Origin of the sequence: Pararhizobium sp. O133, from assembly GCF_051669845.1 — a bacterium.
Taxonomy (GTDB): Bacteria; Pseudomonadota; Alphaproteobacteria; order Rhizobiales; family Rhizobiaceae; genus Pararhizobium.
The window spans coordinates 1,135,048-1,160,448 of the sequence record NZ_CP196426.1 but is presented as its reverse complement, the minus strand read 5'-3'; the positions used below and the strand labels follow the sequence as shown (position 1 = coordinate 1,160,448).

Below are 25,401 nucleotides of genomic sequence, written 5' to 3'. Positions count from 1 at the left end.
ACCATACTACCGGGAGGAAAATCAATGGAAAAACGAATACAGCCCCTCGCCCGTGATGCAATGGCCTATGTCCTTGCCGGCGGCCGCGGAAGCCGACTGAAAGAACTCACCGACCGCCGCGCCAAGCCGGCGGTCTATTTCGGCGGCAAGGCCCGCATCATCGACTTCGCCCTGTCGAACGCGATGAATTCCGGTATCCGCCGCATCGGCGTCGCCACGCAGTATAAGGCGCACTCCCTGATCCGCCACCTGCAGAACGGCTGGAACTTCTTCCGTCCTGAACGAAACGAAAGCTTCGACATTCTGCCGGCCTCCCAGCGCGTCTCCGAGACGCAGTGGTATGAAGGCACGGCCGACGCGGTCTACCAGAATATCGACATCATCGAGGATCATGGCGTCGAATATATGGTCATTCTCGCCGGTGACCATATCTACAAGATGGACTACGAACTCATGCTGCAGCAGCATGTGGATTCCGGCGCCGACGTCACCATCGGCTGCCTGGAAGTACCGCGCATGGAAGCCACCGGCTTCGGCGTCATGCATGTCGATGAAAAGGACAGGATCATCGACTTCGTCGAAAAGCCCGCCGATCCGCCGGGCATTCCCGGCAACCCGGACATGGCTTTGGCCTCGATGGGCATCTACGTCTTCCACACCAAGTTCCTGATGGACATCCTGCGCCGCGACGCCGCCGATCCTTCCTCCTCGCGCGACTTCGGCAAGGACATCATCCCCTATATCGTAAACCACGGCAAAGCCGTCGCCCACCGGTTCAACCAGTCCTGCGTCCGGTCCGACTTCGAGCGCGAGGCCTACTGGCGCGACGTCGGCACGATCGATGCCTACTGGCAGGCCAATATCGACCTGACGCATGTCACCCCCGAACTTGATATCTATGACAGCACCTGGCCTATCTGGACATTCGCCGAGATCAAACCGCCGGCAAAGTTCGTCCATGACGACGAGAACCGTCGCGGGTCGGCGACCTCCTCGCTGGTGTCGGGCGACTGCATCATTTCCGGCGCGTCGCTCAACCGCTCGATGCTGTTTACCGGCGTCCGGGTGAATTCATTCTCCCGCCTCGACGGCGCCGTGATCCTGCCGAACGTCAAGATCGGACGGCATACGCAACTCACCAACGTCGTCATCGACAGCCGCGTCGTCATCCCGGAAGGACTGGTCGTCGGCGAAGATCCGGAATTCGACGCGAAGCGTTTCCGCCGCTCGGAAAACGGCATCTGCCTGATCACCCAGGCGATGATCGACAAGCTGGGCATGTGAGGATGGAAGTCCTTTCCGTCGCATCGGAAGTCTTTCCGCTGATCAAGACAGGGGGTCTCGCCGACGTGGCGGGCGCCCTGCCGGCGGCGCTGAAGCCGCACGGCATCCGCATGCGCACGCTCATGCCCGGTTATCCGGTGGTGATGCAGAAGATCAGGAAGCCGGAGAGGATCGGCGGCTTCGAAAACTTGTTCGGCCATCCCGCCTCCATCCTTGCGGTCACGCATGAAGGCATCGACATTCTCGTGCTCGACGCACCGGAACTGTTCGACCGCGACGGCGGCCCCTATGTCGATCGGGCGGGCATCGATTATCCCGACAATTTCCGCCGTTTCGCGGCCCTCTCCCTAGCCGCGGCCGAGATTGCCGGCGGGCTGTTGCCGAGCTGGAAGCCTGACCTCGTCCATGTCCATGACTGGCAGGCGGCGCTGACGCCGGTCTACATGCGCTTCGGTCCGGCGCAAGCCACGCCGGTGGTGCTGACCATCCACAACATCGCCTTCCAGGGGCAGTTCGGCCCGCAGGTCTTTCCGGAACTGGCGCTGCCGCGCGAAGCCTTCTCGGTGAACTATGTCGAATATTTCGGCGATGTCGGCTTCCTCAAGGGCGGACTGCAGACGGCCAACGCGATCACCACCGTCAGCCCGTCCTACGCCCAGGAAATCCTGACGCCCGAATTCGGCATGGGCTTCGAAGGCCTGCTCACGGCTCGGCTCGCCGACCTCTCCGGCATCGTCAACGGAATCGACACCGCCGTCTGGGACCCGCAGACCGACACCAACATCGCCGCCACCTATGGCGCGAGTTCTTTGAAAAAACGCGCGGTCAACCGCAAGGCACTGTCGGAGCATTTCGGCTTCGACGATGCACCCGGCCCGATTTTCTGCGTCGTCAGCCGCCTGACCTGGCAGAAAGGCATGGACGTGCTCGCCGAGGTGATCGACGACATCGTCGACAACGGCGGCAAGCTGGCCGTGCTTGGCTCCGGCGATCCGGCGCTCGAAGCCTCCTTCCGCGATGCCGCCGCCCGCCATCCCGGTCGCGTCGGGCTGGTCGTCGGCTACAACGAGCCCCTGTCGCACCTGATGCAGGCCGGCTCCGACGCCATCCTCATCCCCTCGCGCTTCGAGCCCTGTGGGCTTACCCAACTTTATGGCCTGCGCTACGGCTGCGTGCCGATCGTTGCCCATACCGGCGGCCTCGCCGATACGATCATCGACGCCAACGAGGCAGCACTTGCCGCCAAGGTCGCCACCGGCTTCCAATTCTCGCCTGTTTCCGCACCCAGCCTGCGTCAGGCACTCCGGCGGGCGTTCAACGCCTACCGGCAACCGAAAGTCTGGGCCCGCCTGCAGGCCCAAGGCATGAAATCAGACGTTTCCTGGAATATGAGCGCGCAGCGTTATGCCGATCTCTATTTCAGTCTTCTTGCGAAAGGCTAAGTCCCATGATCAGAACCGTTCAGACCACCCCCTATTTGGACCAGAAGCCGGGCACGTCCGGCCTGCGCAAGAAGGTGCCGGTCTTCCAGCAGAAGAACTATGCGGAAAATTTCATCCAGTCGATCTTCAACAGCCTGGAAGGCTTCAAAGGCGATACGCTGGTGATCGGCGGCGACGGCCGCTATTACAACCGCGACGTCATCCAGATCGCCATCAAGATGGCAGCGGCGAACGGTTTCGGCCGCGTTCTGGTCGGTCGTGGCGGCATCCTGTCGACGCCGGCCGCCTCCAACGTCATCCGCAAGTACAAGGCCTTCGGCGGCATCGTGCTGTCGGCCAGCCACAATCCCGGCGGCCCGACCGAAGATTTCGGCATCAAGTACAATATCGGCAATGGCGGCCCGGCGCCTGAAAAGGTCACTGATGCCATCTATGCCGGCACCCGCACGATCGAAAGCTACAAGATCGCCGAGGTCGCCGACGTCAATCTCGACAGTGAAGGCAGCCAGACCGTTGCCGGCATGGAGGTCGTTGTCATCGATCCCGTCGCCGACTATGCCGAATTGATGGAAAAACTGTTCGATTTCAAGGCGATCCGCAACCTGATCGGCGGCGGCTTCCGCATCGTCTTCGATGCCATGAGCGCCGTCACCGGCCCCTATGCCAAGGAAATCCTCGAAAACCGTCTGGGCGCCGCCAAGGGTTCGGTGCTGAACTTCATCCCGCTGCCCGATTTTGGCGGCCATCATCCCGATCCGAACCTCGTCCACGCCCGCGCGCTCTATGAAGAGATGATGGGCGACGACGCGCCGGATTTCGGCGCCGCCTCCGACGGCGATGGCGACCGCAACCTGATCATCGGCAAGGGTATCTTCGTCACCCCGTCCGACAGCCTTGCCATGCTCGCCGCCAATGCGACGCTGGCGCCCGGTTACTCCAAGGGTCTTGCCGGCATCGCCCGCTCGATGCCAACCAGTGCCGCGGCCGACAAGGTCGCCGAAAAGCTCGGCATCGGCATGTACGAAACCCCGACCGGCTGGAAATTCTTCGGCAACCTGATGGATGACGGCCGCGTCACCATCTGCGGCGAGGAAAGTGCCGGCACCGGCTCCAACCATGTCCGCGAAAAGGACGGCCTCTGGGCAGTCCTGCTCTGGCTCAACATCCTCGCCGTGCGCATGGAAAGTGTTGAGGATATTGCCCGCCAGCACTGGACGACCTACGGCCGCAACTACTATTCGCGCCACGATTATGAAGAGGTCGATTCCGACGCCGCCAACGGCCTGATGATCGCGCTGCGCGACCAGCTCGCCAGCCTGCCGGGCAAGAGCTTCGGCATGCTCAAGGTCGCAACCGCTGACGATTTCTCCTACCACGACCCGATCGACAAGTCGGTCTCAAACAACCAGGGCATCCGTATCCTGTTCGAAGGCGGCTCCCGCGTCGTCTTCCGCCTCTCAGGCACCGGCACCTCCGGCGCGACCCTGCGCGTCTATATCGAACGCTACGAACCCGACGCCTCCAGGCACGATACTGAGACCCAAGAGGCGCTCGCCGACCTCATCGCCGTCGCCGACGAGATCGCTGGCATCAAGTCCCGCACCGGCCGCACGGAACCGAGCGTCATCACCTGACCGGATTTTTGGCGACCGTGATTTCGCAAAGGCGCGGCGGAACATGCCACGCCTTCTTCATCCGAGAAAAGCGCTGCAAAATCACGACAGGCGACGAAGCCCTGAAGGACCTATCCGGCACTTTCCGGCGCCCCGGTCAAAGAGATCAGGACAATCACCACGACGGATGTTCTGGGCGTGGCTGAAGGTGTTGGTTGAGCAAGCGAAAGGAGATCATGGATTTCAAGCCCATTGGCTTCGCCCCCTCATCCGGCCTTGGCCACCTTCTTGGATGGGGGGGGGGCCGAAGGCCAAGGATGGAAACTCCGTCAGAACAAAACACGCAAAGGCGGGAACGGCCGCAATCGCAACAAAGAAGTTCCGGCAAACCCAATCCCCAAACATTGCCGCTTGCAACATCCCCCAAAGCAGAGACAAATCAGTGTCAAACCAACCGGATACGAAGCACGCCCCGCCCACCAAGCTCCTCCCAAGGTGACACCATGCCCCAACTGCCCGTCTCCCCCTCCCTTGGCGCCACGCTTGGCCCGGATGGCACGACGTTTGCCGTCTGGTCGGGCTCAGCCTCCGGCATCGAGCTCTGCCTGTTCGACGAGATCGGCGAGCGCGAATTGCGGCGGTTGCCGATGCAGCACGGCGAGGATGGCGTTCACAGCCTGACGGTCGCGGATGCGCCGGCGGGAACGCGCTACGGTTTTCGCGCTTGGGGAGCCTATTCGCCAGACGATGGCCTATGGTTCGATCCGGCCAAGCTGCTGGTCGATCCCTATGCAAGCGAACTCGACCGCCCCTTCCGCTACGATCCGCGCCTGTCCACATTCGGCGACGACACGGCCGACCTCGTCCCGAAAGCCATCGTCACCACGCATCCCGTCGTGCCGCCGCAACCACCCCTGTTTCAGGCTGGCGAGCTGATCTACGAAATCGCCGTGCGGCCCTTCACCATGCTGCATCCCGACATTCCAGTGGCCCAGCGTGGCACGGTAGCCGCCCTCGCCCATCCTTCGGTCATCGCCCATCTGAAGCAGATCGGCGTCTCGGCGGTCGAACTCATGCCGATCACCGCCTGGATCGACGAGCGCCATCTGCCACCGCTGGGCTTGACCAACGGCTGGGGCTACAACCCCATTGCCTTCATGGCGCTCGACCCACGCCTTGTGCCCGGCGGGCTCGTCGAACTCAGCGATACCGTGAAGGCGCTGCACGACGCGGGCATCGGCGTCATCCTCGATCTCGTCTTCAACCATTCCGGCGAAAGCGACCGGCTCGGCGCGACGCTCTCCATGCGCGGCCTCGACAACAACACCTATTACCGCCATGCGACCGATCGGCCGGGCGAGTTGATCAACGACACCGGCACTGGCAACACCATTGCCTGCGACCACCCCGTGGTGCGCCGGCTGATCCTAGACAGTCTTCGACATTTCGTGCGCGCCGCCGGCATCGACGGCTTCCGCTTCGATCTCGGCTCGATCCTCGGCCGCGACATGAACGGTTTTCGCGCCGACGCTGCGCTCATCACCGAAATGCTCGCCGACCCCGTGCTGAAGGACCGGGTCCTCATCGCCGAGCCCTGGGATATCGGCCCCGGCGGTTACCAGCTCGGCAATTTCCCCGCCCCCTTCCTCGAATGGAACGACCGCGCCCGCGACGACCTGCGCCGCACCTGGCGCGGCGACCGCCATATCGTCGGCGATCTCGCCACCGCCCTTGCCGCCTCCTCCAGCATCTTTTCGCGTAACGGCGGCGAAGAGACCCGCAGCGTCAATTTCATCGCCGCCCATGACGGTTTCACGCTGATGGATGTTGTCTCCCATGCCGGCAAGCACAACGAGGCCAATGGCGAGGATAATCGGGATGGCCACAACGAAAACCAGTCCTGGAACAATGGCGTGGAAGGCGAGACCGACGACCCGGAAGTGCTGGCCTTCCGCCGCCGCGATGTCATGGCCCTGCTCTCGACCCTGTTTGCGACCCGTGGCACCATCATGCTGACGGCTGGCGACGAGGCCGGGCGCAGCCAGCGCGGCAACAACAATGCCTATTGCCAGGACAACGAGATCACCTGGATCGACTGGCCGGCGCTCGACCCCACCCTGATTGCCCATACCGCCCTGCTCGGCCAGATCCGCGCCCGCTTCGATGTGTTCCGCGAGACCGCGTTCTTCACCGGCGACGGCGATGTCGAATGGCTGCGGCTCGACGGCCAGCCGATGACCACAAGCGATTGGGAAAGCCCGGCGACCGATAACCTGGTCATGCTGCTGGCAACCGGCGATGCGGTCCAGAACAGGCGGACCCGGCTCGCCGTCGTCATCAACCGCAGCCACGCGCCGCATCCATTCCAGCTTCCGGCCCGCCCCGGTGCCGGCTGGCAGAGCCTCGTTGCATCGGCCAGCGCCGGTATCAACATGGCCGCGGCCCGCAGCGTCGGCTTCCACGTTGAAATTTCCCACGTTGAAATTTCATGAACCAACCCGCCAGCCTGTTTGCCGTTCATCGCAAGATCGGCCTATAGAGAGCGGGGGGATATTTTTTGATCGGGAAAGACAATGCCGCAGGAAATTTCACTGTCTGACGTCAAGGATCTGGTCGGCAAGGAAATCGGGATTTCCGACTGGATTACGGTCACGCAAAAGGTCATCGACGGTTTCGCCGATGCCACCGACGACCACCAGTTCATCCACACCGACCCGGTGCGCGCCGCCGCCGAGACCCCGTTCGGCGGCACAATCGCCCACGGCTTCCTGTCGCTCTCGCTGCTCTCGGCGATGAATTACAACTGCCTGCCGCGTGTCCGCGAACAGACAATGGGCATCAACTACGGCTTCGACAAGGTGCGCTTCATGACGCCGGTGAAGAGCGGCGCGAAGGTGCGCGGCCGTTTCACGATGGCGCAAGCCCGCTTCCGCGGCGCCGGCATGCTGATGGTCACCTACGACGTCACCGTCGATATCGAAGGCGAACGCAAACCCGCGCTGACGGCAAACTGGCTGACCATCATCCAGTTCGACCCGAAGGACCGGCCGGAGGATGCTTGAGGTGGGGTCTCACCCCAATTCGGCCGTCATGCTCGGGCTTGTCCCGAGCATCTACTGAAGGTGCCGGCCCTGCGGACTATCGATAATCTTTTTTCCGAGACACTACCGTAGATCCTCGGCTCAAGGCCGAGGATGACGAGTAAAAACCTCAATTCCCCGCGTCTTCCGCCGCCTCGTTCAGCAGCCCCGAGACATACGGCGCAAAGGACCGCCAGCACTCGACGCGGAAGGCGTCTTCCGCCGTGCGCAGGAGAACGATTTCCGCCTTGGCGAGCACAGTGCGCGAGCAGGCGCCGACCGGGAATGCCATCAGCGACAGGTCCTGCGGGCAGCCGCCGTTAACAGCCACTTCGGCGCCGCGACCCTTGACCAGGATTGCGGTGTTGCGGTGGGAAATGTCGGTCGCCGAATGCAGGACGCCGCTGCCCGAGACAGCCGACATCAGGTCACCTTCGGTCTCGTCGATAACAAGCCATTCGTCCGGGCCGAGCCAGAGCGCATGCCGGCCGTTCACGGAAGCCGAGGTCTTCGGCTTCGTCGGCAGCGACAGGCCGAGCGCGCCGGAAAGCGCCGCAACGGCATCCGGCTTGGCGCGCAGCGACATGCGGGTGGCGGGCTTCGCCACCGACAGGGATGCGGCGCCGGAGCCGCCATGGAAGCCGGAGAGCGGCAGGGTACGGGTAGCCAGATCAGCCCCAATCACGTCAGCCATTGATACGGCCTCCTTCCTTGTCAACAAAGACCATGTCGCTCACCTCGACGGCGATCGTCTTGTCGGGCATCGGCACATAGAGCGTCTGCCCGATCTTCGCCTTGCCGCCGGCAACGAGTGCCAGCGCAATCGACCGGCCGCAGTTTTCCGACCAGTAGGACGAAGTCACATGCCCGATCATCGTCATCGGCAAGGCCTGGTTCGGATCGGCGACGATCTGCGCGCCTTCTTCGAGCACAACCTTCGGGTCCTTGGTCAGGAGACCGACAAGCTGCTTGCGGCCTTCGGCGACGAGGTCGGGACGGCGCAGGCCGCGGATACCGACAAAGTCCGTCTTCTTCTTAGCCACGGCCCAGCCGAGCGAGGCATCGTCCGGTGTCACGGTCCCGTCGGTGTCCTGACCGACGATGATGTAGCCCTTCTCGGCGCGCAGCACGTGCATCGCCTCGGTACCGTAAGCGCAGCCGCCGAGCGCCTGTGTCCGCTCATAAATCGCGGCCCAGACGTCCGGGCCGAAATCGGCGGGAACGTTGACTTCGAAGCCGGTTTCACCGGTGAACGACATGCGGAACAGCCGGGTCGGCACGCCGCAGATCTTGCCTTCGCGAACGCTCATGTGCGGGAAGGCTTCATTCGACAGGTCGATGCCCTCCACCAGCGGCGCGATGATCTCGCGTGCCTTCGGACCCTGCACCGCGATGACCGCCCACTGTTCGGTGGCCGATGTGAGCCAGACGTTCAGGTGCGGGAACTCGGTCTGCAGATAGTCTTCCATATGGTTCATGACACGGGCGGCACCGCCCGTCGTCGTCGTTACGTGGAAACGATCCTCCGCCATGCGGCCGACCACGCCGTCGTCATAGACGAAGCCGTCTTCGCGCAGCATGATGCCGTAGCGGCAGCGGCCGGGCTTCAGCGTATCCCAGCTGTTGGTGTAGATCAGGTTGAGAAACTGAGCCGCATCCGGGCCGACCACCTCGATCTTGCCGAGCGTCGAGGCATCGAAGATGCCGGCGACGTCGCGCACGGTCTTGCACTCGCGGTTGACGGCCTGATGCATGTCCTCGCCGGCGCGCGGATAATACCAGGCGCGCTTCCACTGGCCGACATCCTCGAACACGGCGCCTGTTGCCTCTTCGAGTGCATGCATCGGCGTCTTGCGGGTCGGGTCGAACAGGTCGCCGCGCGAATGGTTGATCAGCGTTCCGAAGGTGACCGGCGTATAGGGCGCGCGGAAGGTGGTGAGACCGACCTTTGGGATTTCGCGGCCAAGCGTCTCGGCAGCGATCGCCAGACCATGGATGTTGGACAGCTTGCCCTGGTCCGTCGCCATGCCATTGGTGGTAAAACGCTTGATATGCTCGATCGAGTGCATGCCTTCGCGAACGGCGAGACGAATGTCCTTGGCGCAGACGTCGTTCTGGAAGTCGATGAAGGCCTTGACCGTCGTATCGGCACCGGCGCCTTCGGCGCTACCTGCCATGCCGCCGGTCCAGGCAAAGGCATTCACGCCCTGAAGGGCGAGCTTTTCCGGAGCGGTGAAGCCGGATGCATTCGACATCAGCTCACCGGCTGCCAGCGATTCCTCGATCGTGGCCTGCAGATCGTTGGTGCCGTTGCAGGCGCCGACGGACAGGCAGTCCTGCGCATAGGTGCCGGGCAGGAAGCGCTGCGTCTCGTTATCATAGGCGACCTTGCCGCGTGACTGCGAGAACATATGCACCGAAGGCGTCCAGCCGGCCGAGGTCAGGAGCGCGTCGATGGCGATCTTGCGGGCGGCACCGCCGCCGTTGCGGGCGACCGACATAGACGAGACCCTGAGCTTGCCGCCGGTATCGACGACGCCGTGACCGGCCAGAACCTCGATGCCGAGCGAACGGGCTTCAGCCAGAACGCCCTCGCCCGGCTGTTCACGGCTGTCGACGATGGCGGCGATGGTGACGCCGGCGCGCTTCAGGTCGAAGGCTGCCTCATAGGCGGAATCGTTGGCGGTGTAGACGCCAACCTTCTGGCCGACGGCAACGCCGAAATGGTTGAGGAAGGTGCGGGCGGCAGACGCCAGCATGATGCCCGGACGGTCATTGTTGGCGAACACCATGTGGCGCTCGATGGCGCCGGTGGCGATGATGACGCGCTTCGCGCGGACCTGCCAGAGACGCTCGCGCGGCAACTTGCGATCCGGCTTGGCCAGATGCTCGGTGACGCGCTCGTTGAGGCCAACGAAATTCTGGGCGTAATAACCAAAAGCGGTCGTGCGCGGCAGGACAGTGACATTGTCCATCTTGGCGAGGTTGGCGGCCGTTGCCTGTGCCCAGGTGTAGCCGTCGAGACCATCGATGGTGACGCTCTTGTCGTAATGCAGCGCGCCACCGACTTGCCCCTGCTCGTCGCAGATGATGACGCGGGCACCGGTCTTGGCGGCGGCAAGCGCTGCCGACAGGCCGGCGATACCGGCACCGATCACCAGCACGTCGCAATGGGCGTAGCGGCTGGAATAATGGTCGCTGTCGTCCTCGGTCGGCGACACGCCGAGACCGGCAGCCGCGCGGATCCGCGGCTCATAGACATGCTTCCAGGCCTGCTTCGGCCACATGAAGGTCTTGTAGTAGAAGCCGGCAGCGAAGAACGGCGCCAGCAGATTGTTGACGGCGCCGACATCGAAGGCGAGCGACGGCCAGCGGTTCTGCGAGATCACCTTCATGCCGTCGAACACGTCCTGCACGGTGGCGCGCACGTTCGGCTGCTTGCGGGCAGCGTCGCGCTCGACGCCGATCAGGGCGTTCGGTTCTTCCGCACCAGCCGACACGATACCGCGCGGGCGATGATACTTGAACGAGCGGCCGACGAGATGAACGCCGTTGGCGAGCAACGCCGAAGCGACGGTGTCACCCTCAAGCGCTGCATAGCTCTTGCCGTCGAAAAAGAACCGGGCGGTTTTTGCAGGGGTGAGACGGCCTGCACCGGGAATACGATTGGCGCCGCTCATTTCGCGTCCGACTCCGTGGCTTCATAGGTTTCGACAGGGGCGGACGGCGCCGGACGCAGGGTGGCGATATCCGGGCGCGGCAGGCCAGCCTTGTAGGTGGTCAGGAACTTGTCGCTGATGGTGTCGCGGGCCGCATTGAAGAACCGGCCGCAGCCGTTCAGATGCCGCCAACGCTCGAAGGTCAGGCCCTTGACGTTGTCGCGCAGGAAGAAGAACGCCTCGAAGTCTTCGTCGCTCATCTCGGTCATGTTGGTCGGACGGGCGATATGGGCGTCGCCGCCATGACGGAATTCGAGCTCGGAGCGCTCTTCCTCGCAATAGGGGCAATAGATCAGAAGCATGGTGTGTTCCCCTTAGTGCGCAACAGCCGCAGCGGCCGCTTCGTCGATCAGGCGCCCGGAACGGAAACGCTCCAGCGTGAAGGGCGCGTTGATCCTGTGCGGCGCGTCGTTGGCGATGGTATGGGCAAAGACATTGGCCGAGCCGGGTGTCGCCTTGAAGCCGCCGGTGCCCCAGCCACAGTTGACATAAAGCCCGGAAACCGGCGTCTTGGCGAGGATCGGCGAGCGATCCGGCGTCACGTCGACGATACCGCCCCAGGAGCGCATCATCTTCATGCGGCGGAAGATCGGGAACAGCTCGCAGATCGCATCCAGCGTGTGGGTGATGATCTGCAGGCCGCCGGTCTGCGAGTAGGACGAATACTGGTCGGTGCCGGCGCCGATGACGAGTTCGCCCTTGTCGGACTGCGAGATATAGGCGTGCACGGTGTTCGACATGACGACGCAGGGGAAGATCGGCTTGACCGGCTCGGAGACCAGCGCCTGCAGCGGATAGCTGACGAGCGGCATGCGAACGCCGGCCATTTCCATCAGCACCGAGGTATGGCCAGCAGCAACGACGCCGACCTTCTTGGCATTGATCTGGCCGCGATTGGTATCGACACCGGCGACGGAACCATCGGGATTGCGCCGGATGCCGGTGACTTCACAGTTCTGAATGATATGCACGCCGCGATCGGCGGCGGCGCGGGCATAACCCCAGGCGACGGCATCGTGACGGGCGGTGCCGCCACGGCGCTGCAGGGCGGCGCCGTTGATCGGGTAGCGGGCCGAGCGCGAAATATCGAGCGGCGGGCAGAATTCCTGCGCCTGCTCCGGCGTCAGCCATTCGTTATCGATGCCGTTCAGCCGGTTGGCATGGATATGGCGCTTGAACACCTGTTGGTCATGAACATTGTGCGACAGCATCATCACGCCGCGCGCCGAATACATGACATTGTAGTTCAGGTCCTGGCTGAGGCCATCCCACAGCTTCAGCGAATGGTCGTAGATCCCCGCGCTCTCGTCATAGAGATAGTTGGAGCGGATGATGGTCGTGTTGCGGCCGGTATTGCCACCGCCGAGCCAACCCTTTTCCAGCACGGCAATATTGGTGATGCCGTGCTCCTTGGCGAGATAATAGGCGGTGCCCAGCCCATGGCCGCCGGCGCCGATGATGATGACATCATAGTCCTTGCGCGGCTCGGGCGAGGTCCATTGCGCCTCCCAACCCCTGTGGCCGCGCATCGCTTCTCGAGCGACAGCAAAAACCGAATATTTGCGCATCCGCCTTCACACTCCATGGTCCTGCCCGAGGGCCGGTGAATTCCTTGTGGTCTTCGCTAGAAATCGCAAATCCCGAACTTCCGCAACGTTTCTTTTGCGACGCGCTTCGGCGCTGTTCGTACGAATTGCGACATGCCGCGACCCATGTTCATTTTCCGACATTGGCCTGCGGCCAGTATCGATTGCGGCGCATGAAACATGCCGATACCGGCAATTTCAGCATCGACGATACTCGCGGCTGGACTTTGAGCGATCGATCTGCTATCCGCTCTGCCAATCGTAAAGCTCTCGGGCTCCGCGAACATTATTTTTTTGCCTCGTCGCATGACTTGTGAGGCATAACTCGAAACCAAAGGAACGGGATTAACGTGCAGGTACTAGTCCGCGACAACAATGTCGATCAGGCGCTTCGCGCACTCAAGAAGAAGATGCAGCGCGAAGGCATTTTCCGCGAAATGAAGATGCGCGAAGCCTACGAAAAGCCGTCCCAGAAGCGCGCCCGCGAAAAGGCCGAAGGCGTTCGCCGCATTCGCAAGCTGGCCCGCAAGCGCGCACAGCGCGAGAGTGGCGTTGTCACCGGCGGTCGCCCCGCCGCGGCTGCAGCACGCTGATCCGCGCCTTCAGCGCATTAGACGCGTAATTCGGGCGGGGGCGACATGGTCGCCGCCGCTCTTTCTGTTTGAGGAGGATGACGGTCATCCGATTCAAGCTTGATGCGGCCGGAGATGATGCCGGATGCATGCGAGAAGCACGCGATGCGTGCTACACTGTCTTTAAGACATGGAGCCGGCACCCCGGATGGTGCACCTGATATGCTCCTCGACTTTGAAACTGTGCATGCTGGCCCAATCCGCCGTTCTTAGGCACGAGGCATGCCGCGAAGCTTCGCTTAATTGAGGGATCAATCTTGACATCGACTGCCAGGACTGCGGATTTTTCCGACCATACCGGCACCAGCGCCGAGCGTTCCAATCGACGCGGCTTCGCCCTTGCCTCCCTGCTGGCGGTTGCCGCCTTGACGCTTTCGAGTTGCACGACGGGCGACACTTCGACCGACACGCTGCGCGTCGAGCGGGCACAGGGTTCGGAAGAAAACATCGCCTCGCTGTCCGGCGTGATCGCGGCCAATCCGAGCGATCCTGAAGGCTACAATGTTCGCGGTTCCGCCTATGGCCGCGCCGGTGAATTCCGCCGGGCGCTTGCCGACTTCAACAAGGCGATCGAGCTCAACCCGCGTTTCTACCAGGCCTATGCCAACCGGGCGCTGGTCGAGCGCAACATGGGTGACCAGGCCGCCGCGCAGGGCGATTACAACATGGCGCTCCAGATCAACCCGCGCTATGACGTCGCCTTCATCGGTCGCGGCAATCTCTATCGCCAGGCCGGCCAGTTGGATCAGGCATTCGCCGATTTCAACAAGGCGATCGAACTCGACACCACCGACCCGCGCGCCTATCACAATCGCGGCCTGATCTATCAGGCCCGCAAACAGCACGCGCAGGCGATCGAGGACTTCTCGACCGCCATTTCGCTGTCGCCGAGCTCGCCGGAACCGTACAACGGCCGCGGTATTTCCTATGTCGCACTCAACGACGACGACAACGCGTTTTCGGATTTCAATACAGCCATCACGCTGAACGGCAAGATCGCCGAATCCTGGGCCAACCAGGCTCTGGTTTACGAGCGCAAGGGCGAGAAGGCGAAAGCCGCGAAATCCTATTCGCACGCCCTGTCGCTGGACACGAAGTATGAGCCTGCCCGCGCCGGTCTGGCCCGCGTCAAAGCCGGCGGCGCTTGAAAAACAGGCCACCTGTACTTGAGAGAAACCGAACCCGCTGCCAGCCGCAGCGGGTTTTTTGTTGCCGTGAATTTGGCGGTGCGGCGAACATCCAGACAAAAAAATGCCCGCCTTGCCGGCGGGCATTTTGATTTGATCATTGCGCCACGCGTGGACTATAACCCGGTATCGTTAGCGGGTCGATTGTCACAGGGGCAAGGAGCCGATCAGCGCAGAAGCACGAAGCCGGCAACGTTCAGAAGGATGAACAGAACGAGCGCAGTGAAGAAGCCGGCGCTGGTGAAGAAACCGGCAGCCATTGCAATCAGGAGGGCGACGCAGAAGAGCGTGCCGTATTTCGCTGCACTGAGGAAGAAGGAATAGGTCTTTTCGTGCTCGGCGTAGTCCATCGGCGCGCCAAGTTCGGCCGGTCCGGAGTGATGTTCAGCCATCGTCATGTCTCCCAAAATGCCGCGGCACTGCGCTCAACCAACTGCGCGGCGAGCACCGCATCTCGTCTCAAATCCATCCTTAGCGGATTCGCCTGCCGGACGGCCGCGATCACGCATAAGTGCCCTTACACAAAGCGGCGGTCAAGCGCAACGAAAACCCGAAGTGAAGACCCGCGGCATAAGGGTTGTCGGCATCCTTTTACCAGGTGGACGCCCACTTCAGGGCTGTCCCCTCGACCGGCTCTGCGTCGTCAGCGCCAACCTAGCCGTCGGCAGAACCGTCAGCGGCGAGTGGTAGGCCGGCCCTGCCCCACCGAACATCATCCGCCGTTCGAACGCTTCCGAATCGAAGAAGGGAAAACGCGTATAGAGCCAGGGGCGGATTTCGCGGACACGGGCGGCGAGCAAGGTCAGGTCGATCTTGTAGCTGCCGCAATTTTTCTGCGGAGTAACGATGGTTTCCGCATCGAAGACACGCTTGTAGAAGGCCGCATGCTGAGGCTTCACCAGGGACAGGCAGCGGTCGACATCGAAATGCTCCGAGGCCATCGTCGCGACGCGCAGGGTAAGGTAGGGAATGGCCGGCATTTCCTTGAGGATCTCCGGATCAGCGGCCAGCCGGACGGGATCGATCAGCGACATGCCGGAATCGAGAAGACTTCCGATCTCGGCCCCGAAAACCGAGCCCGAGGAACTGACGCGATGATCCGGCGTGACGTGATGCACCCGTACCGTGCTGATCAGTCGCTCCTCGAAGTAGATTCCGAACACATAGGCGTGGCTGTCGAAATCGATGTCATCGATCAGCATGTTGCCGGACAAAGGCAGAATATCGGCCATCTTGTAGGCCTTGAAGCGGACGCGCGCGACATCCTCCATGTCCTCGCCCGTTTCCACCCGCCGATATTCGACGTGATCCAAAAGCTCCAGCAATCTGTCCGCAAACTTGATCTGCGGCGCCGTACGCGCATCCATGAACGACTACCCCTGTGAACGGAGTATTCATCTAGGAAAGGGAGGACCCTCACAACATCTTAACGGAAACTTAACCAAAAACGATTTGTTAACCTTAACAAATCGTTAATGCTAAAATAAACAAGCATTTGCCGTTTGGCATATGGCGGAGCAAAAAGATCAGGCGATGCGGCGGCCGCGCCGCTTGGGCGCGGAGATCTTCTTGGAGAGCGTATCCGACAAGCTGTCGACGGCCAGTGACGGCATAGGGGCCGCGAAGACATAACCTTGTACCAGATCGGCGCATTTGTACTCGTTGATCAGGGCAAGCTGGTCTTCGGTCTCGACGCCCTCGATGACGATCTTCAAGCCAAGCTCACGCGAAAGGTTGACCGTGCCGCGCAAAAGCTTGAAGCGCCGGGCGTCTTCGCGAATGTTGCGGACGAAGGAGCGGTCGATCTTGATGATGTCCAGCGGCAGCGCGTCGAGATAGCTCAGGCTGGAATAGCCGGTACCGAAATCGTCGATGGCGATGGTGATGCCGCGGGCACGCAGTTCCTGCAGGATCGTCTGTACCTTGGCGGCCTCCTCCATCAGACAGCTTTCCGTCACTTCCAGATGCAGGCGGGCCGGATCGAGCCCGGTCTCCGTCAGCGTATCCATGACGACGGCGACGATTTCGCTGTTGCGCAGGTCGAGCACAGAGAGGTTGACGGAGACGGCGATATGCTGCGGCCAGGTCAGGCAATCGACACAGGCCTGACGCAGCATGAATCTGGTGATGTCCGTGACGACGCCGATCTCTTCCGCCAGTTGGATGAAGACCACTGGCGATACCGGGCCACGCTCAGGATGCGTCCAGCGAGCCAACGCCTCGCAGCATTCGATGCGTGACCCGTCTGCCACGAACATCGGCTGGTAGGCGACGGACAGGCCGTCGTTTTCCACCGCCTCGCGTAAATCGGCTTTCAACTGCTGCCGGTCGAGATAATTCGCATCCATTTCCGCCTCGAAGGCGGTGCAGCTTCCCTTGTCGCGGTTCTTGCTCTCGAACAATGCCAGATCCGCCTTGATCTGCATGTCCTCCAGCCGGAAATCCGAGATGCCGGCAATGACGTAACCGGCGCTCATGGCAATGTTGAAAGTAAAGCCGCTGGCTTGATAAGTGCCGCGCATCTGAGCGTGCAGCGAGCGGATGCGCTCTTCCAGCTCCCGCCTGTTGGTTTCATCGACAAAAAGCAGGACGAATTCATCGCCCATCAGGCGCGCGGCGATCGCTCGGTCGCCGGCAACCTTTTTCAGGCGTTCGGCAATGGAGCAGAGCAGCTTGTCACCGATCACATGGCCTCTTGTATCGTTGACATGCTTGAACTCGGCGACATCGAGAACCATGAAGCCGACCTCGGCGTTCGGCTTGCGCTCGGCGAGCGCATTGCCGACGAGTTCGGCAAAATAATCGCGGTTGGGAAGGCCGGTCAGCGTATCGAACCGCACCATCTGGAGAATCTTCTTTTCTGCCCGCACGCGTGCGGTGACATCCTCGAAAATCAGAACGATGCCGCCACTGGCGCGCCGACTGGCCGTGAATTCCAGGAACAGGTCGTCGGAAAACGGAATGAGGGCTTGCGACTCGATACCCCTCATCAAACGGTCGAGCTGTCTCAGCACCTGCTTGGCCTGATCCTGCTCCAGAAATGTGTGACGGACACCATAGCGCAGCACGGCATCGAGATGACAATCCTTGAGCCGGGCCTGGTCGCCGAGATTGAGAAGCTCGCAGGCGCGCCGGTTGGCAACGAGAATACGGTTGTCGGCATTCAGCATGAACAAGCCATGCGGCATGTTGTTGAGCGCCAGATCGAAGCGTCCTGCAATCGTCGAAATTTCGCGCGCGGCGAGCACATTCTTGTGCAGTGTCTCCCGCACACCCTTTGCCATCGACCAGGTGGTCAGGATGAACGGCACCATCAGCAGCGCCAGGATAGCCATGAAACCATCCTTCAGCCCCAGCAGGCCAAGGATGATCGGGCCGCAGGCGGACAGCGACATGACGACAACAGCACGCGCCGAACCATAATTGCGGCCGACAAGCGATACCATGGTCGCGAGAGTGACGGAGATGCAGGCGAACTCGGCAAACGGATCGCGGCTGACGAGAATGGAGTATCCGCAGGCCGTACCAAGCGTGATCGTTGCGCAGACCCCGCCAAAATTATAGCGATTCTCCCAGCGACGGATGCCCTCGACGTCCAATGCGGCAAGATCGACACGATCGAACCGGCGCATGCCGATCAGGCGCACGAACCAGATCAGCGCGATCGCGACGGTGCAGCCAAGATAGAAAAAATCACCGGTCTTCGCCAGGACGAGCAGAAACGTGACGGCATGCGACAGCATGCCGATCAAAAGCGTCTGGCGATAATCGTAGAGAGAGCTTACGAACGAAAGGTAGACATCGGTCGGAAGAGCGCTCTGTTCACCTGATTTCATGAACCCCCTGCTCCGGTTTGGCGAAGTGTTATTCCGCAGGGTTTAACGAAAGATTTCGCGCTGTGAGCGCAAAAAACTCTTCATATATTGAGCCAAGCGACCAAAATTCCGCGTTGCTGAAAGATTTCAACCCAATATTGCAGTGCGAGCGCAAGAATATCTGCATTATGCAACCCTGCCTAGATTCAACCGCAGACTGATTTTTGGTTCCATTCGGGTTGCGGCATCCTTCAAGGACACGCGGGCAGCGTAATCTTTGCGGATGGTTACTGCAACTCTAAGGTCCACAGGCCAGATTTCGCCACGCCCTCGAAAACCGGATCGAAAGCTGTTTCATTTCCACCCCGGTTGACTTTACGATGCAGCTGGCGGCAATGGCTTAAGCCCGTGAAGCGACGACTCGTGCAGCAGATGGCGGCGGCGCCGCCGATGGAGACCAGCAATGCCCAAACCCGTGGTAGCGATACCGGCCGATTTCCGAGCCTTCGACGGCAATGTCTGGCACGCAACCCCGCATCAATATGTGCGCGCCGCCGTGGAAGGCTCCGGGATGATGACATTTCTCGTCCCCGCCCTTGAAACCGGCAATGACACCGATGAGATCCTCGACCGGGTCGATGGCGTTCTCGTCAGCGGATCGCGCACCAATGTCCACCCGTCGCTTTACGGGAAAGAGGCGACGGAGGCCGAAGGTCCCTTCGATCCGGGCCGCGATGCCACGAGCCTGCCATTGATCCGCCGGGCACTGGAGCGCGGCATTCCGCTGCTCGCCATCTGCCGCGGCATCCAGGAACTCAACGTCGCACTCGGCGGCACGCTCGCCAATGAAATCCAGGATCTGCCCGGCATGTGGGACCATCGCAAACCGGACGTGCACGAACTCGACATCGCCTATGGCATTCGCCAGAGCGTGAAGATCAAGGAAGGCACCTGTCTCGCCTCGGTGCTCGGCACCGGCGAGATCCAGGTGAACTCGCTGCACCGGCAGGCGATCTCAAAAGCCGCACCACGTCTCGCCGTCGAGGCCGTGGCCGAGGACGGCACGATCGAGGCGGTATCGGTCATCGACGCGAAGGCTTTTGCCGTCGGCGTGCAGTGGCACCCGGAATACTGGGTCGGCAAGGACGGTCCGTCATCGAACCTGTTTCAGGCCTTCGGCGAGGCCGTGCGCGCCTATGCCGCCGCGAAGGCAAAAGCCTGATCCGCTGACCTGCCAGCCGAAATTATCAGGTGCTCTTCCGCTTGAAGGGCGTCTCTTCCACCGGCGTCAGCGCCTCGCCGGTGCTGAACCAGGCGACGAGATTATCGACGACGAGATCGGCCATGGCATTGCGCGTCGCCTGCGACGCCGAGCCGACATGTGGCAACAGCGAGACATTCGGCAGCGTCAGCAACGCGTCGGGCACATAGGGCTCGTTTTCGAAGACATCGAGACCTGCAGCGGCGATCACGCCGCGCGCCAGCGCGTCCGCGAGAGCCGCCTCATCGACAGTCGTGCCGCGCCCGACATTGATCAGTACGCCCTGCGGCCCCAGCGCCTGCAGCACGTCGGCATTGATCGTCCGTCGGGTTGCCTCCGTGCCGGGCACGATGACGATGATCGTATCGACGGCCTCGGCCATGCCCTTCAGGGTCGGGTAATGGGTATAGGCAAGGCCCTCGCGCGCCGTGCGGGTATGATAGGCGATCGACACATCGAAGGCTTCGAGGCGCCGGGCGATGGCAAGACCGATGCGGCCGAGGCCGTAGAGACCGACGGTGCGTCCGCGCAGGGTCAGCGGCGAGAGGGCAAAGGCGCCGTCCTTGGCCCACCGCCCCTGACGCAGCCATTGTTCGGCAGCCGGCAACTGGCGCACGGTGTTGAGCAGCAACCCGATGGCGGTATCCGCCACTTCTTCCGTCAGCACATCCGGCGTATTGGTGACGACGACGCCGCGCTTGGCCGCATGTCCCACATCGATCCCGTCATAACCGACGCCGAAATTGGCGATGATTTCGAGATTGGGGAAGAGATCGGCGAAGGCGGACGGAAGCTTGCCCGACACGGCGATGCCCTGAACGTTCGACGACATCTCAGCCGTCACCAGCGAGGGATCGGCGGCCTCGACGAAAATCAGGTCGAACGTTTCGGGCAAACGGTCAAGCACACGCTTGCTCATCTTTCCGGGCACGAGAATACGGGGGCGGCCGTGCGACATGGTTCGCTCCTTTCCGGGATAGGACCCGGCTATTCGGATGTATGGGACCGAAGCGGGCCGGTCGACTGACGAATCCGCATTTCGGGTTTGATGAGATGGATGCCATCCGGCTCATGGCTGCCGTTGAGCTTGTCGAGCAAAGCGCGGGCAGCGCTGCGGCCGACATCCGACTGGCCGTTCCAGACGGTGGTGAGCGCCGGCGTCGCGATCGACGCTTCCTCGAGATCGTCATAACCGGTCACCGACACATCGCGGCCGGGCACGAGGCCGGCGCGGGCGATGCCGTTCATCATGCCGATGGCGACAAGATCGTTCCAGCAGACGACCGCAGTCGGCTTCTGCGGCAGAGACAGGAGATGCACCGCCGCCTCGAACCCGCCCTGCATGGAGCGCGGACCGGGAATGCGCAGATCCGGATCAACCTCGATATTCGCCTTGCGCAGGGCGGTGACATAGCCCTGGTAACGATCACGGCCGGTGGATGTCTGGTCCGTGCCGCCAACCATGGCGATGACGCGGTGGCCGAGGCTGATCAGGTGATTGGTGGCGAGCGAAATGCCATAGGCGTCATCGCCCCGGAAGATCGGCACGTCGAGGCCTTCGATCGAACGGGCGATCAGGATGGCCGGCATGCCATTGTCTTCCGCCAGTTGGATATCTTCCGGCGGCGTTCCGATCGCCGGCGACATGATGACGCCGTCGCCGCCCAGTTGCAGCAGGGTTTCGATGAAGGCGCGCTGTTTTTCGACGGAATCGTAGTGGTTGGACAGGATGAAGGTCTGCCGATCGCGGTCGAGTTCCGCCTCGATCGCCTTAAGGATTTCACCGTAGAAAGGGTTCATGATGTCATGCACGACGACACCGATAATGCCGGACCTTGAGGTGCGCAGGCTGGCGGCACGCCGGTTATAGATGTAGCCGAGAGCGCGAGCTTGGTCCTTGATCTTGTCGCGCGTCATAGCGGCAACGAGGGGACTGTCACGCAATGCCAGGGATACGGTTGCCGTGGACACACCAAGCGTTTCCGCAATGGTGGAGAGCTTGATCTTCTGCGCCACGTTTCCCCCTGCAATTATCGGCTGCGCGCCGCCATTTTTAAAACCTCTTTAAACTCTTTAAATTGTGGCTGCAATCAACAAAATCATAAGCCGGCTTTACAACGTCACTCGGCGACGGCAGTGCCTTGCAGATTTCCGTCGACGGCGCGCAGCAGTTTCATCAGGGTCTTGATCTGCTTTTCCGTCAGTCCCTTGGTCGCCATTTCCTCCGAAGTCTTGCCGGCATCGGCGATGATCTGCAGCCGGTTGCGGCCGACATCGGTCAGATAGACCTTGGTCAGGCGCGCGTCTTCCTCGTCGGCGCGGCGCTCAAGGAACCCCTGCGCTTCCATGCGGCCGATGGTGCGGGTCATGGTCGGCGCCTTGACGCCAAGCTTCATCGCCAGCACGCCAGCGGTGAGCCCATCGGTTTCGGCAAGCGCCAGCATCACGCCGTCCTGGCCGGCATAGAGGCCACTTTCGAGAAGATTGCGCGACAGCACGGTGCGCATCGAACGCGCCGCCTGAACCAGAACCGAAGCGAGGTCCTGTGCGTGCACGTCGATGTCATGCTTCTTCTTTCCCTTGGCTTTCTTTTCGGCCTTGCTCTTCTTTCCCATCGGTCCTCCCCCAAAGTTCTTGCGCGGCCCTGCGTCCCCTGTATGACTCGAATGACAGCTCGACCGCAAGTACAACCGAAGGCTTACAAGAGCATGACATTCCCCGCAGCCCGTTGGAAAGACAATGATTCCGATCTTCCCGCTTCAGCGCGGGAAGGTTGGATCGCCGTGCTTCCACTCGGGGCGCACGAACAGCACGGACCGCACCTGCCCTTCGATACAGACACGCTGATCGCCGACGGTCTGGTGACCCGGCTGATCGCCTGCCTGCCTTCCACCCTGCCCGTCACGTTTCTGCCGACGGAGCCTATCGGTTACTCGATCGAACATATGGATGTCACCGGCACCCGCTCATTAGGCTTCGACGAAGCCATCAGCCGCTGGCTTGATATCGCCGAGAATTTGAACAGCAAAGGCATCCGCAAACTCGTCATGCTGAACGCGCATGGCGGCAACTCACCGCTCCTGACAATCGTCGCCACCGAGGCACGCGTGCGGTTCAACATGCTGGCGGTCGCGACGAGCTGGACGCGCTTCGGGCAGCCGGAAGGTTGGATCAGCCAGGCAGATAAGGCGATCGATATCCACGGCGGCGATATCGAGACATCCGTGATGCTGGCGCTTGATCCGACGAAGGTCGACATGGCGAAGGCGGCACGCTTCGGATCGAAGCAGGCCGATTTTGCCAAGAGCTACAAGCATCTGCGCGCCTACGGCCCGCACGCCTTCGGCTGGAAGATGAGCGACCTGAACAGCGAAGGTGTTGCTGGGGATGCGTCCGCGGCAACGGCCGAGCGGGGCGAAATCCTGATCGCCCATGCCGTGACAGGAATTATCGAACTGTTCGAGGACGTCGCCGCCTTCGACGTTTCCGTCCTTCGCTAGGGAAAAAGCAAACGGGGTGATTTTATTCGCCAGGGCCGTGGCCAGGATTTGCGCTGGCGCGTTGCATCTCCTATATCAGCATCATCCATGCCGGAAGGCGCCCAAATCTCCGAGGTTCCCATGACCGAAGCATCCGCCATCAAGCCTATTCCCGTTACCGTGCTCACCGGCTATCTCGGCGCCGGCAAGACGACGCTGCTCAACCGTATCCTGACGGAAGCGCATGGCAAGAAATACGCCGTCATCGTCAACGAGTTCGGCGAAATCGGCATCGACAACGATCTCATCGTCGAATCCGACGAGGAAATTTATGAGATGAACAATGGCTGCGTCTGCTGCACCGTGCGCGGCGACCTGATCCGCGTCGTCGAAGGCCTGATGCGCCGCCCCGGTCGCTTTGACGCGATCATCGTCGAAACCACCGGCCTTGCCGATCCCGTGCCGGTCGCCCAGACTTTCTTCATGGACGACGACGTGCGCGCCAAGACCGAACTCGACGCGGTTGTCGCGCTGGTTGATGCCAAGCACCTGCCGCTGCGCCTGAAGGATTCGCGCGAAGCCGAAGACCAGATCGCCTTTGCCGACGTCGTCCTGCTCAACAAGACCGACCTGGTGACGCCGGAAGAACTCGCGAAGATCGAAGCGACCGTGCGCGCCATCAACCCGTCGGCCCGCATCCATCGCACACAGCGCTCGGAGATCGACCTGACCAAGGTTCTCGACCAGGGTGCCTTCAACCTCGAGCGCGCGCTGGAAAACGATCCGCATTTCCTCGACCATGACGATCATCACGACCACGATCATGCCTGCGGTCCGGACTGCACCCACGATCATCATCACCATGATCATGACCATCACCACCATGACCACGATCATCACGGGCATGATCACCACGGACATGATCACCAGCATCACGATCATGCTCCGTCGCCGATCCATGACGTCACGGTCCAGTCCGTCTCGCTGCGCGGCGGCGAGATGAACCCGGACCGCTTCTTCCCGTGGATCCAGAAGATCACCCAGACGGAAGGTCCGAACATCCTGCGCCTCAAGGGCATCATCGCCTTCAAGGGTGACGCGGAACGCTATGTCGTCCAGGGCGTGCACATGATCATCGAAGGCGATCACCAGCGCGCCTGGAAAGACGGCGAAAAGCGCGAAAGCCGCCTCGTCTTCATCGGCCGCGAACTGGACCGCGAGAAGCTGGAACGGACGTTCAACGCCTGCGCGGCCGCCCCCGTTGAGGCCACAGCTCACTGATGCCCACAGTTGCCCCCCTTGATCTCGAAGGTCACGTCGCCGGCGTGGCCTTTCTCGGCGACGTGCCGTTCTTTGCCGAATCCTCCGGCCTGATTCACCGCCTCGACCATGGCCAGAAGACGATCGAAGCCCATGAAGGGCTTTTGTCCTCCATTCGCGACGAGGCGACCGATACGCTTCTGACCGGCGGCGAGGACGGCAAGGTTCTGCGCATCCAGGCCGACGGCACGGTAAACGAGATCGCAAGCGTTCCGCGCAAATGGATTTCTCAAGTCGCAGCCGGCCCGCAGGGCGCGGTCGCCTATGCCTATGGCAAGACGGCGCATGTGCGGCTGGCAGACGGCACCGTCAAGGATTTCACCGAGGAGCGGACGGTCGAAGGCATCGCCTTTGCGCCGAAGGGCTTGCGGATCGCCCTCGCGCGCTACAATGGCGTCTCGCTGCATTGGGTGGCGATGGCGGGCCAACCCGTCGATCTCGAATGGAAGGGCGCCCATACCGGCGTCACCTTCTCGCCCGACGGCCGCTTCGTCGTCACCTCGATGCAGGAAAATGCGCTGCATGGCTGGAAGCTTGACAGCAAGCCCGGCACCGAGACGCGCCATATGCGGATGACCGGATATCCGGCCAAGATCAAGTCGGTCTCCTGGTCGGCCAAGGGCAAGTGGCTCGCCTCCTCCGGCGCACCGGCCGCCATCGTCTGGCCGTTCCAGGCCAAGGACGGCCCGATGGGCAAGGCGCCGCTCGAACTCGGCACCCGCGCCAACATCATGGTGACGCAGGTCTGCTGCCATCCGGTCGAGGAGATCGTCGCCATCGGCTATGCCGATGGCATGATCATGGTCGTGCGCTTCGCCGACAGCAAGGAAGTCCTGCTGCGCCGTCCCGGCAAGGGCGCCATCACGGCCATGGCCTGGAACCGGAACGGCCGCCAACTCGCCTTCGGCTCCGAAGCGGGTGATTGCGGTGTCATCGATATTGCCGGATGATGGCGGAAAACTTGCATCTCACGACAGGAAAAC

21 protein-coding genes are annotated in these 25,401 nt (G+C 61.9%); 11 read left to right on the top strand and 10 right to left on the bottom strand.

All coding sequences use genetic code 11. The annotated features are described in order from the left end of the window. The first annotated feature begins 24 nt into the window (after window positions 1-24). The 5 genes from glgC to ACST81_RS05330 all read left to right on the top strand — a co-directional run bounded on the left by glgC (window position 25) and on the right by ACST81_RS05330 (window position 7,401). Entirely contained in the window at window positions 25-1,284 is a 1,260-nt protein-coding gene (glgC, locus tag ACST81_RS05350; RefSeq protein WP_438751817.1) for a glucose-1-phosphate adenylyltransferase, read from the top strand. Window positions 1,285-1,286: 2 nt separating this feature from the next. Then, window positions 1,287-2,726 carry a glycogen synthase GlgA gene (gene glgA / locus ACST81_RS05345; RefSeq protein ID WP_438751816.1) on the top strand — a complete coding sequence of 480 codons (1,440 nt, stop codon included), beginning with the start codon at window positions 1,287-1,289 and terminating at the stop codon, window positions 2,724-2,726. Between the two features lie 5 nt (window positions 2,727-2,731). Beyond that, window positions 2,732-4,360, top strand: coding sequence for an alpha-D-glucose phosphate-specific phosphoglucomutase (locus ACST81_RS05340; RefSeq protein ID WP_438751815.1), 1,629 nt, complete (start codon window positions 2,732-2,734; stop codon window positions 4,358-4,360). A 482-nt stretch (window positions 4,361-4,842) separates the two neighbouring features. Then, entirely contained in the window at window positions 4,843-6,831 is a 1,989-nt protein-coding gene (gene glgX, locus ACST81_RS05335; protein ID WP_438751814.1) for a glycogen debranching protein GlgX, read from the top strand. Between the two features lie 81 nt (window positions 6,832-6,912). Continuing rightward, window positions 6,913-7,401, top strand: coding sequence for a MaoC family dehydratase (locus tag ACST81_RS05330; protein WP_438751813.1), 489 nt, complete (start codon window positions 6,913-6,915; stop codon window positions 7,399-7,401). A gap of 148 nt (window positions 7,402-7,549) precedes the next feature. Here the strand turns inward: ACST81_RS05330 and ACST81_RS05325 are convergent, their stop codons facing one another. Genes ACST81_RS05325 through ACST81_RS05310 form a run of 4 tightly spaced genes read right to left on the bottom strand, consistent with a single transcriptional unit; the run spans window position 7,550 to window position 12,706 of the window. After that, a complete protein-coding gene (locus tag ACST81_RS05325) occupies window positions 7,550-8,113 on the bottom strand; it encodes a sarcosine oxidase subunit gamma (RefSeq protein ID WP_438751812.1) in 564 nt (187 codons plus the stop codon). Next, window positions 8,106-11,099: a sarcosine oxidase subunit alpha gene (locus ACST81_RS05320; RefSeq protein ID WP_438751811.1), complete on the bottom strand. Its 2,994-nt coding sequence runs from the start codon at window positions 11,097-11,099 to the stop codon at window positions 8,106-8,108. The genes ACST81_RS05325 and ACST81_RS05320 overlap by 8 nt, the downstream gene beginning before the upstream one ends. Continuing rightward, window positions 11,096-11,440 (bottom strand): sarcosine oxidase subunit delta, encoded by a 345-nt coding sequence (locus tag ACST81_RS05315; protein ID WP_438751810.1) that lies wholly within the window; start codon window positions 11,438-11,440, stop codon window positions 11,096-11,098. Before ACST81_RS05315 ends, ACST81_RS05320 begins: the two co-directional genes overlap by 4 nt. A gap of 12 nt (window positions 11,441-11,452) precedes the next feature. Beyond that, a complete protein-coding gene (locus ACST81_RS05310; RefSeq protein WP_438751809.1) occupies window positions 11,453-12,706 on the bottom strand; it encodes a sarcosine oxidase subunit beta family protein in 1,254 nt (417 codons plus the stop codon). Window positions 12,707-13,044: 338 nt separating this feature from the next. Between ACST81_RS05310 and rpsU the strand changes: the two genes are divergently transcribed. Both rpsU and ACST81_RS05300 read left to right on the top strand, forming a co-directional pair. Next, window positions 13,045-13,317, top strand: coding sequence for a 30S ribosomal protein S21 (rpsU, locus tag ACST81_RS05305; RefSeq protein ID WP_438753390.1), 273 nt, complete (start codon window positions 13,045-13,047; stop codon window positions 13,315-13,317). 296 nt (window positions 13,318-13,613) lie between these two features. Then, window positions 13,614-14,504 carry a tetratricopeptide repeat protein gene (locus ACST81_RS05300; protein WP_438751808.1) on the top strand — a complete coding sequence of 297 codons (891 nt, stop codon included), beginning with the start codon at window positions 13,614-13,616 and terminating at the stop codon, window positions 14,502-14,504. A gap of 206 nt (window positions 14,505-14,710) precedes the next feature. Here the strand turns inward: ACST81_RS05300 and ACST81_RS05295 are convergent, their stop codons facing one another. The 3 genes from ACST81_RS05295 to ACST81_RS05285 form a co-directional block, all read right to left on the bottom strand. Continuing rightward, window positions 14,711-14,935 (bottom strand): aa3-type cytochrome c oxidase subunit IV, encoded by a 225-nt coding sequence (locus tag ACST81_RS05295; RefSeq protein ID WP_438751807.1) that lies wholly within the window; start codon window positions 14,933-14,935, stop codon window positions 14,711-14,713. A gap of 219 nt (window positions 14,936-15,154) precedes the next feature. Further along, entirely contained in the window at window positions 15,155-15,910 is a 756-nt protein-coding gene (locus ACST81_RS05290) for an N-acyl amino acid synthase FeeM domain-containing protein (protein WP_438751806.1), read from the bottom strand. A 159-nt stretch (window positions 15,911-16,069) separates the two neighbouring features. Continuing rightward, window positions 16,070-18,379 (bottom strand): putative bifunctional diguanylate cyclase/phosphodiesterase, encoded by a 2,310-nt coding sequence (locus ACST81_RS05285; RefSeq protein WP_438751805.1) that lies wholly within the window; start codon window positions 18,377-18,379, stop codon window positions 16,070-16,072. Window positions 18,380-18,821: 442 nt separating this feature from the next. Between ACST81_RS05285 and ACST81_RS05280 the strand changes: the two genes are divergently transcribed. Then, window positions 18,822-19,580 (top strand): gamma-glutamyl-gamma-aminobutyrate hydrolase family protein, encoded by a 759-nt coding sequence (locus ACST81_RS05280; protein ID WP_438751804.1) that lies wholly within the window; start codon window positions 18,822-18,824, stop codon window positions 19,578-19,580. A 25-nt stretch (window positions 19,581-19,605) separates the two neighbouring features. Here ACST81_RS05280 and ACST81_RS05275 read toward each other — a convergent pair whose 3' ends face one another. The 3 genes from ACST81_RS05275 to ACST81_RS05265 all read right to left on the bottom strand — a co-directional run bounded on the left by ACST81_RS05275 (window position 19,606) and on the right by ACST81_RS05265 (window position 22,234). Further along, a complete protein-coding gene (locus tag ACST81_RS05275) occupies window positions 19,606-20,577 on the bottom strand; it encodes a 2-hydroxyacid dehydrogenase (protein WP_438751803.1) in 972 nt (323 codons plus the stop codon). Window positions 20,578-20,606: 29 nt separating this feature from the next. Then, the gene (locus tag ACST81_RS05270) at window positions 20,607-21,635 is read right to left on the bottom strand and encodes a LacI family DNA-binding transcriptional regulator (RefSeq protein WP_325462409.1); all 1,029 of its coding nucleotides are present in this window, start codon (window positions 21,633-21,635) and stop codon (window positions 20,607-20,609) included. A 104-nt stretch (window positions 21,636-21,739) separates the two neighbouring features. Further along, window positions 21,740-22,234 (bottom strand): MarR family winged helix-turn-helix transcriptional regulator, encoded by a 495-nt coding sequence (locus ACST81_RS05265; RefSeq protein ID WP_438751801.1) that lies wholly within the window; start codon window positions 22,232-22,234, stop codon window positions 21,740-21,742. A gap of 93 nt (window positions 22,235-22,327) precedes the next feature. On the opposite strand from ACST81_RS05265, the gene ACST81_RS05260 reads away from it, so the two are divergent. The 3 genes from ACST81_RS05260 to ACST81_RS05250 all read left to right on the top strand — a co-directional run bounded on the left by ACST81_RS05260 (window position 22,328) and on the right by ACST81_RS05250 (window position 25,368). Beyond that, window positions 22,328-23,119 carry a creatininase family protein gene (locus ACST81_RS05260; RefSeq protein ID WP_438751800.1) on the top strand — a complete coding sequence of 264 codons (792 nt, stop codon included), beginning with the start codon at window positions 22,328-22,330 and terminating at the stop codon, window positions 23,117-23,119. Window positions 23,120-23,239: 120 nt separating this feature from the next. Next, the gene (locus tag ACST81_RS05255; RefSeq protein WP_438751799.1) at window positions 23,240-24,379 is read left to right on the top strand and encodes a CobW family GTP-binding protein; all 1,140 of its coding nucleotides are present in this window, start codon (window positions 23,240-23,242) and stop codon (window positions 24,377-24,379) included. Next, complete coding sequence (locus ACST81_RS05250) at window positions 24,379-25,368, top strand: WD40 repeat domain-containing protein (protein WP_438751798.1); 990 nt, start codon at window positions 24,379-24,381, stop codon at window positions 25,366-25,368. Before ACST81_RS05255 ends, ACST81_RS05250 begins: the two co-directional genes overlap by 1 nt. The last annotated feature ends 33 nt before the right edge of the window (window positions 25,369-25,401 follow it).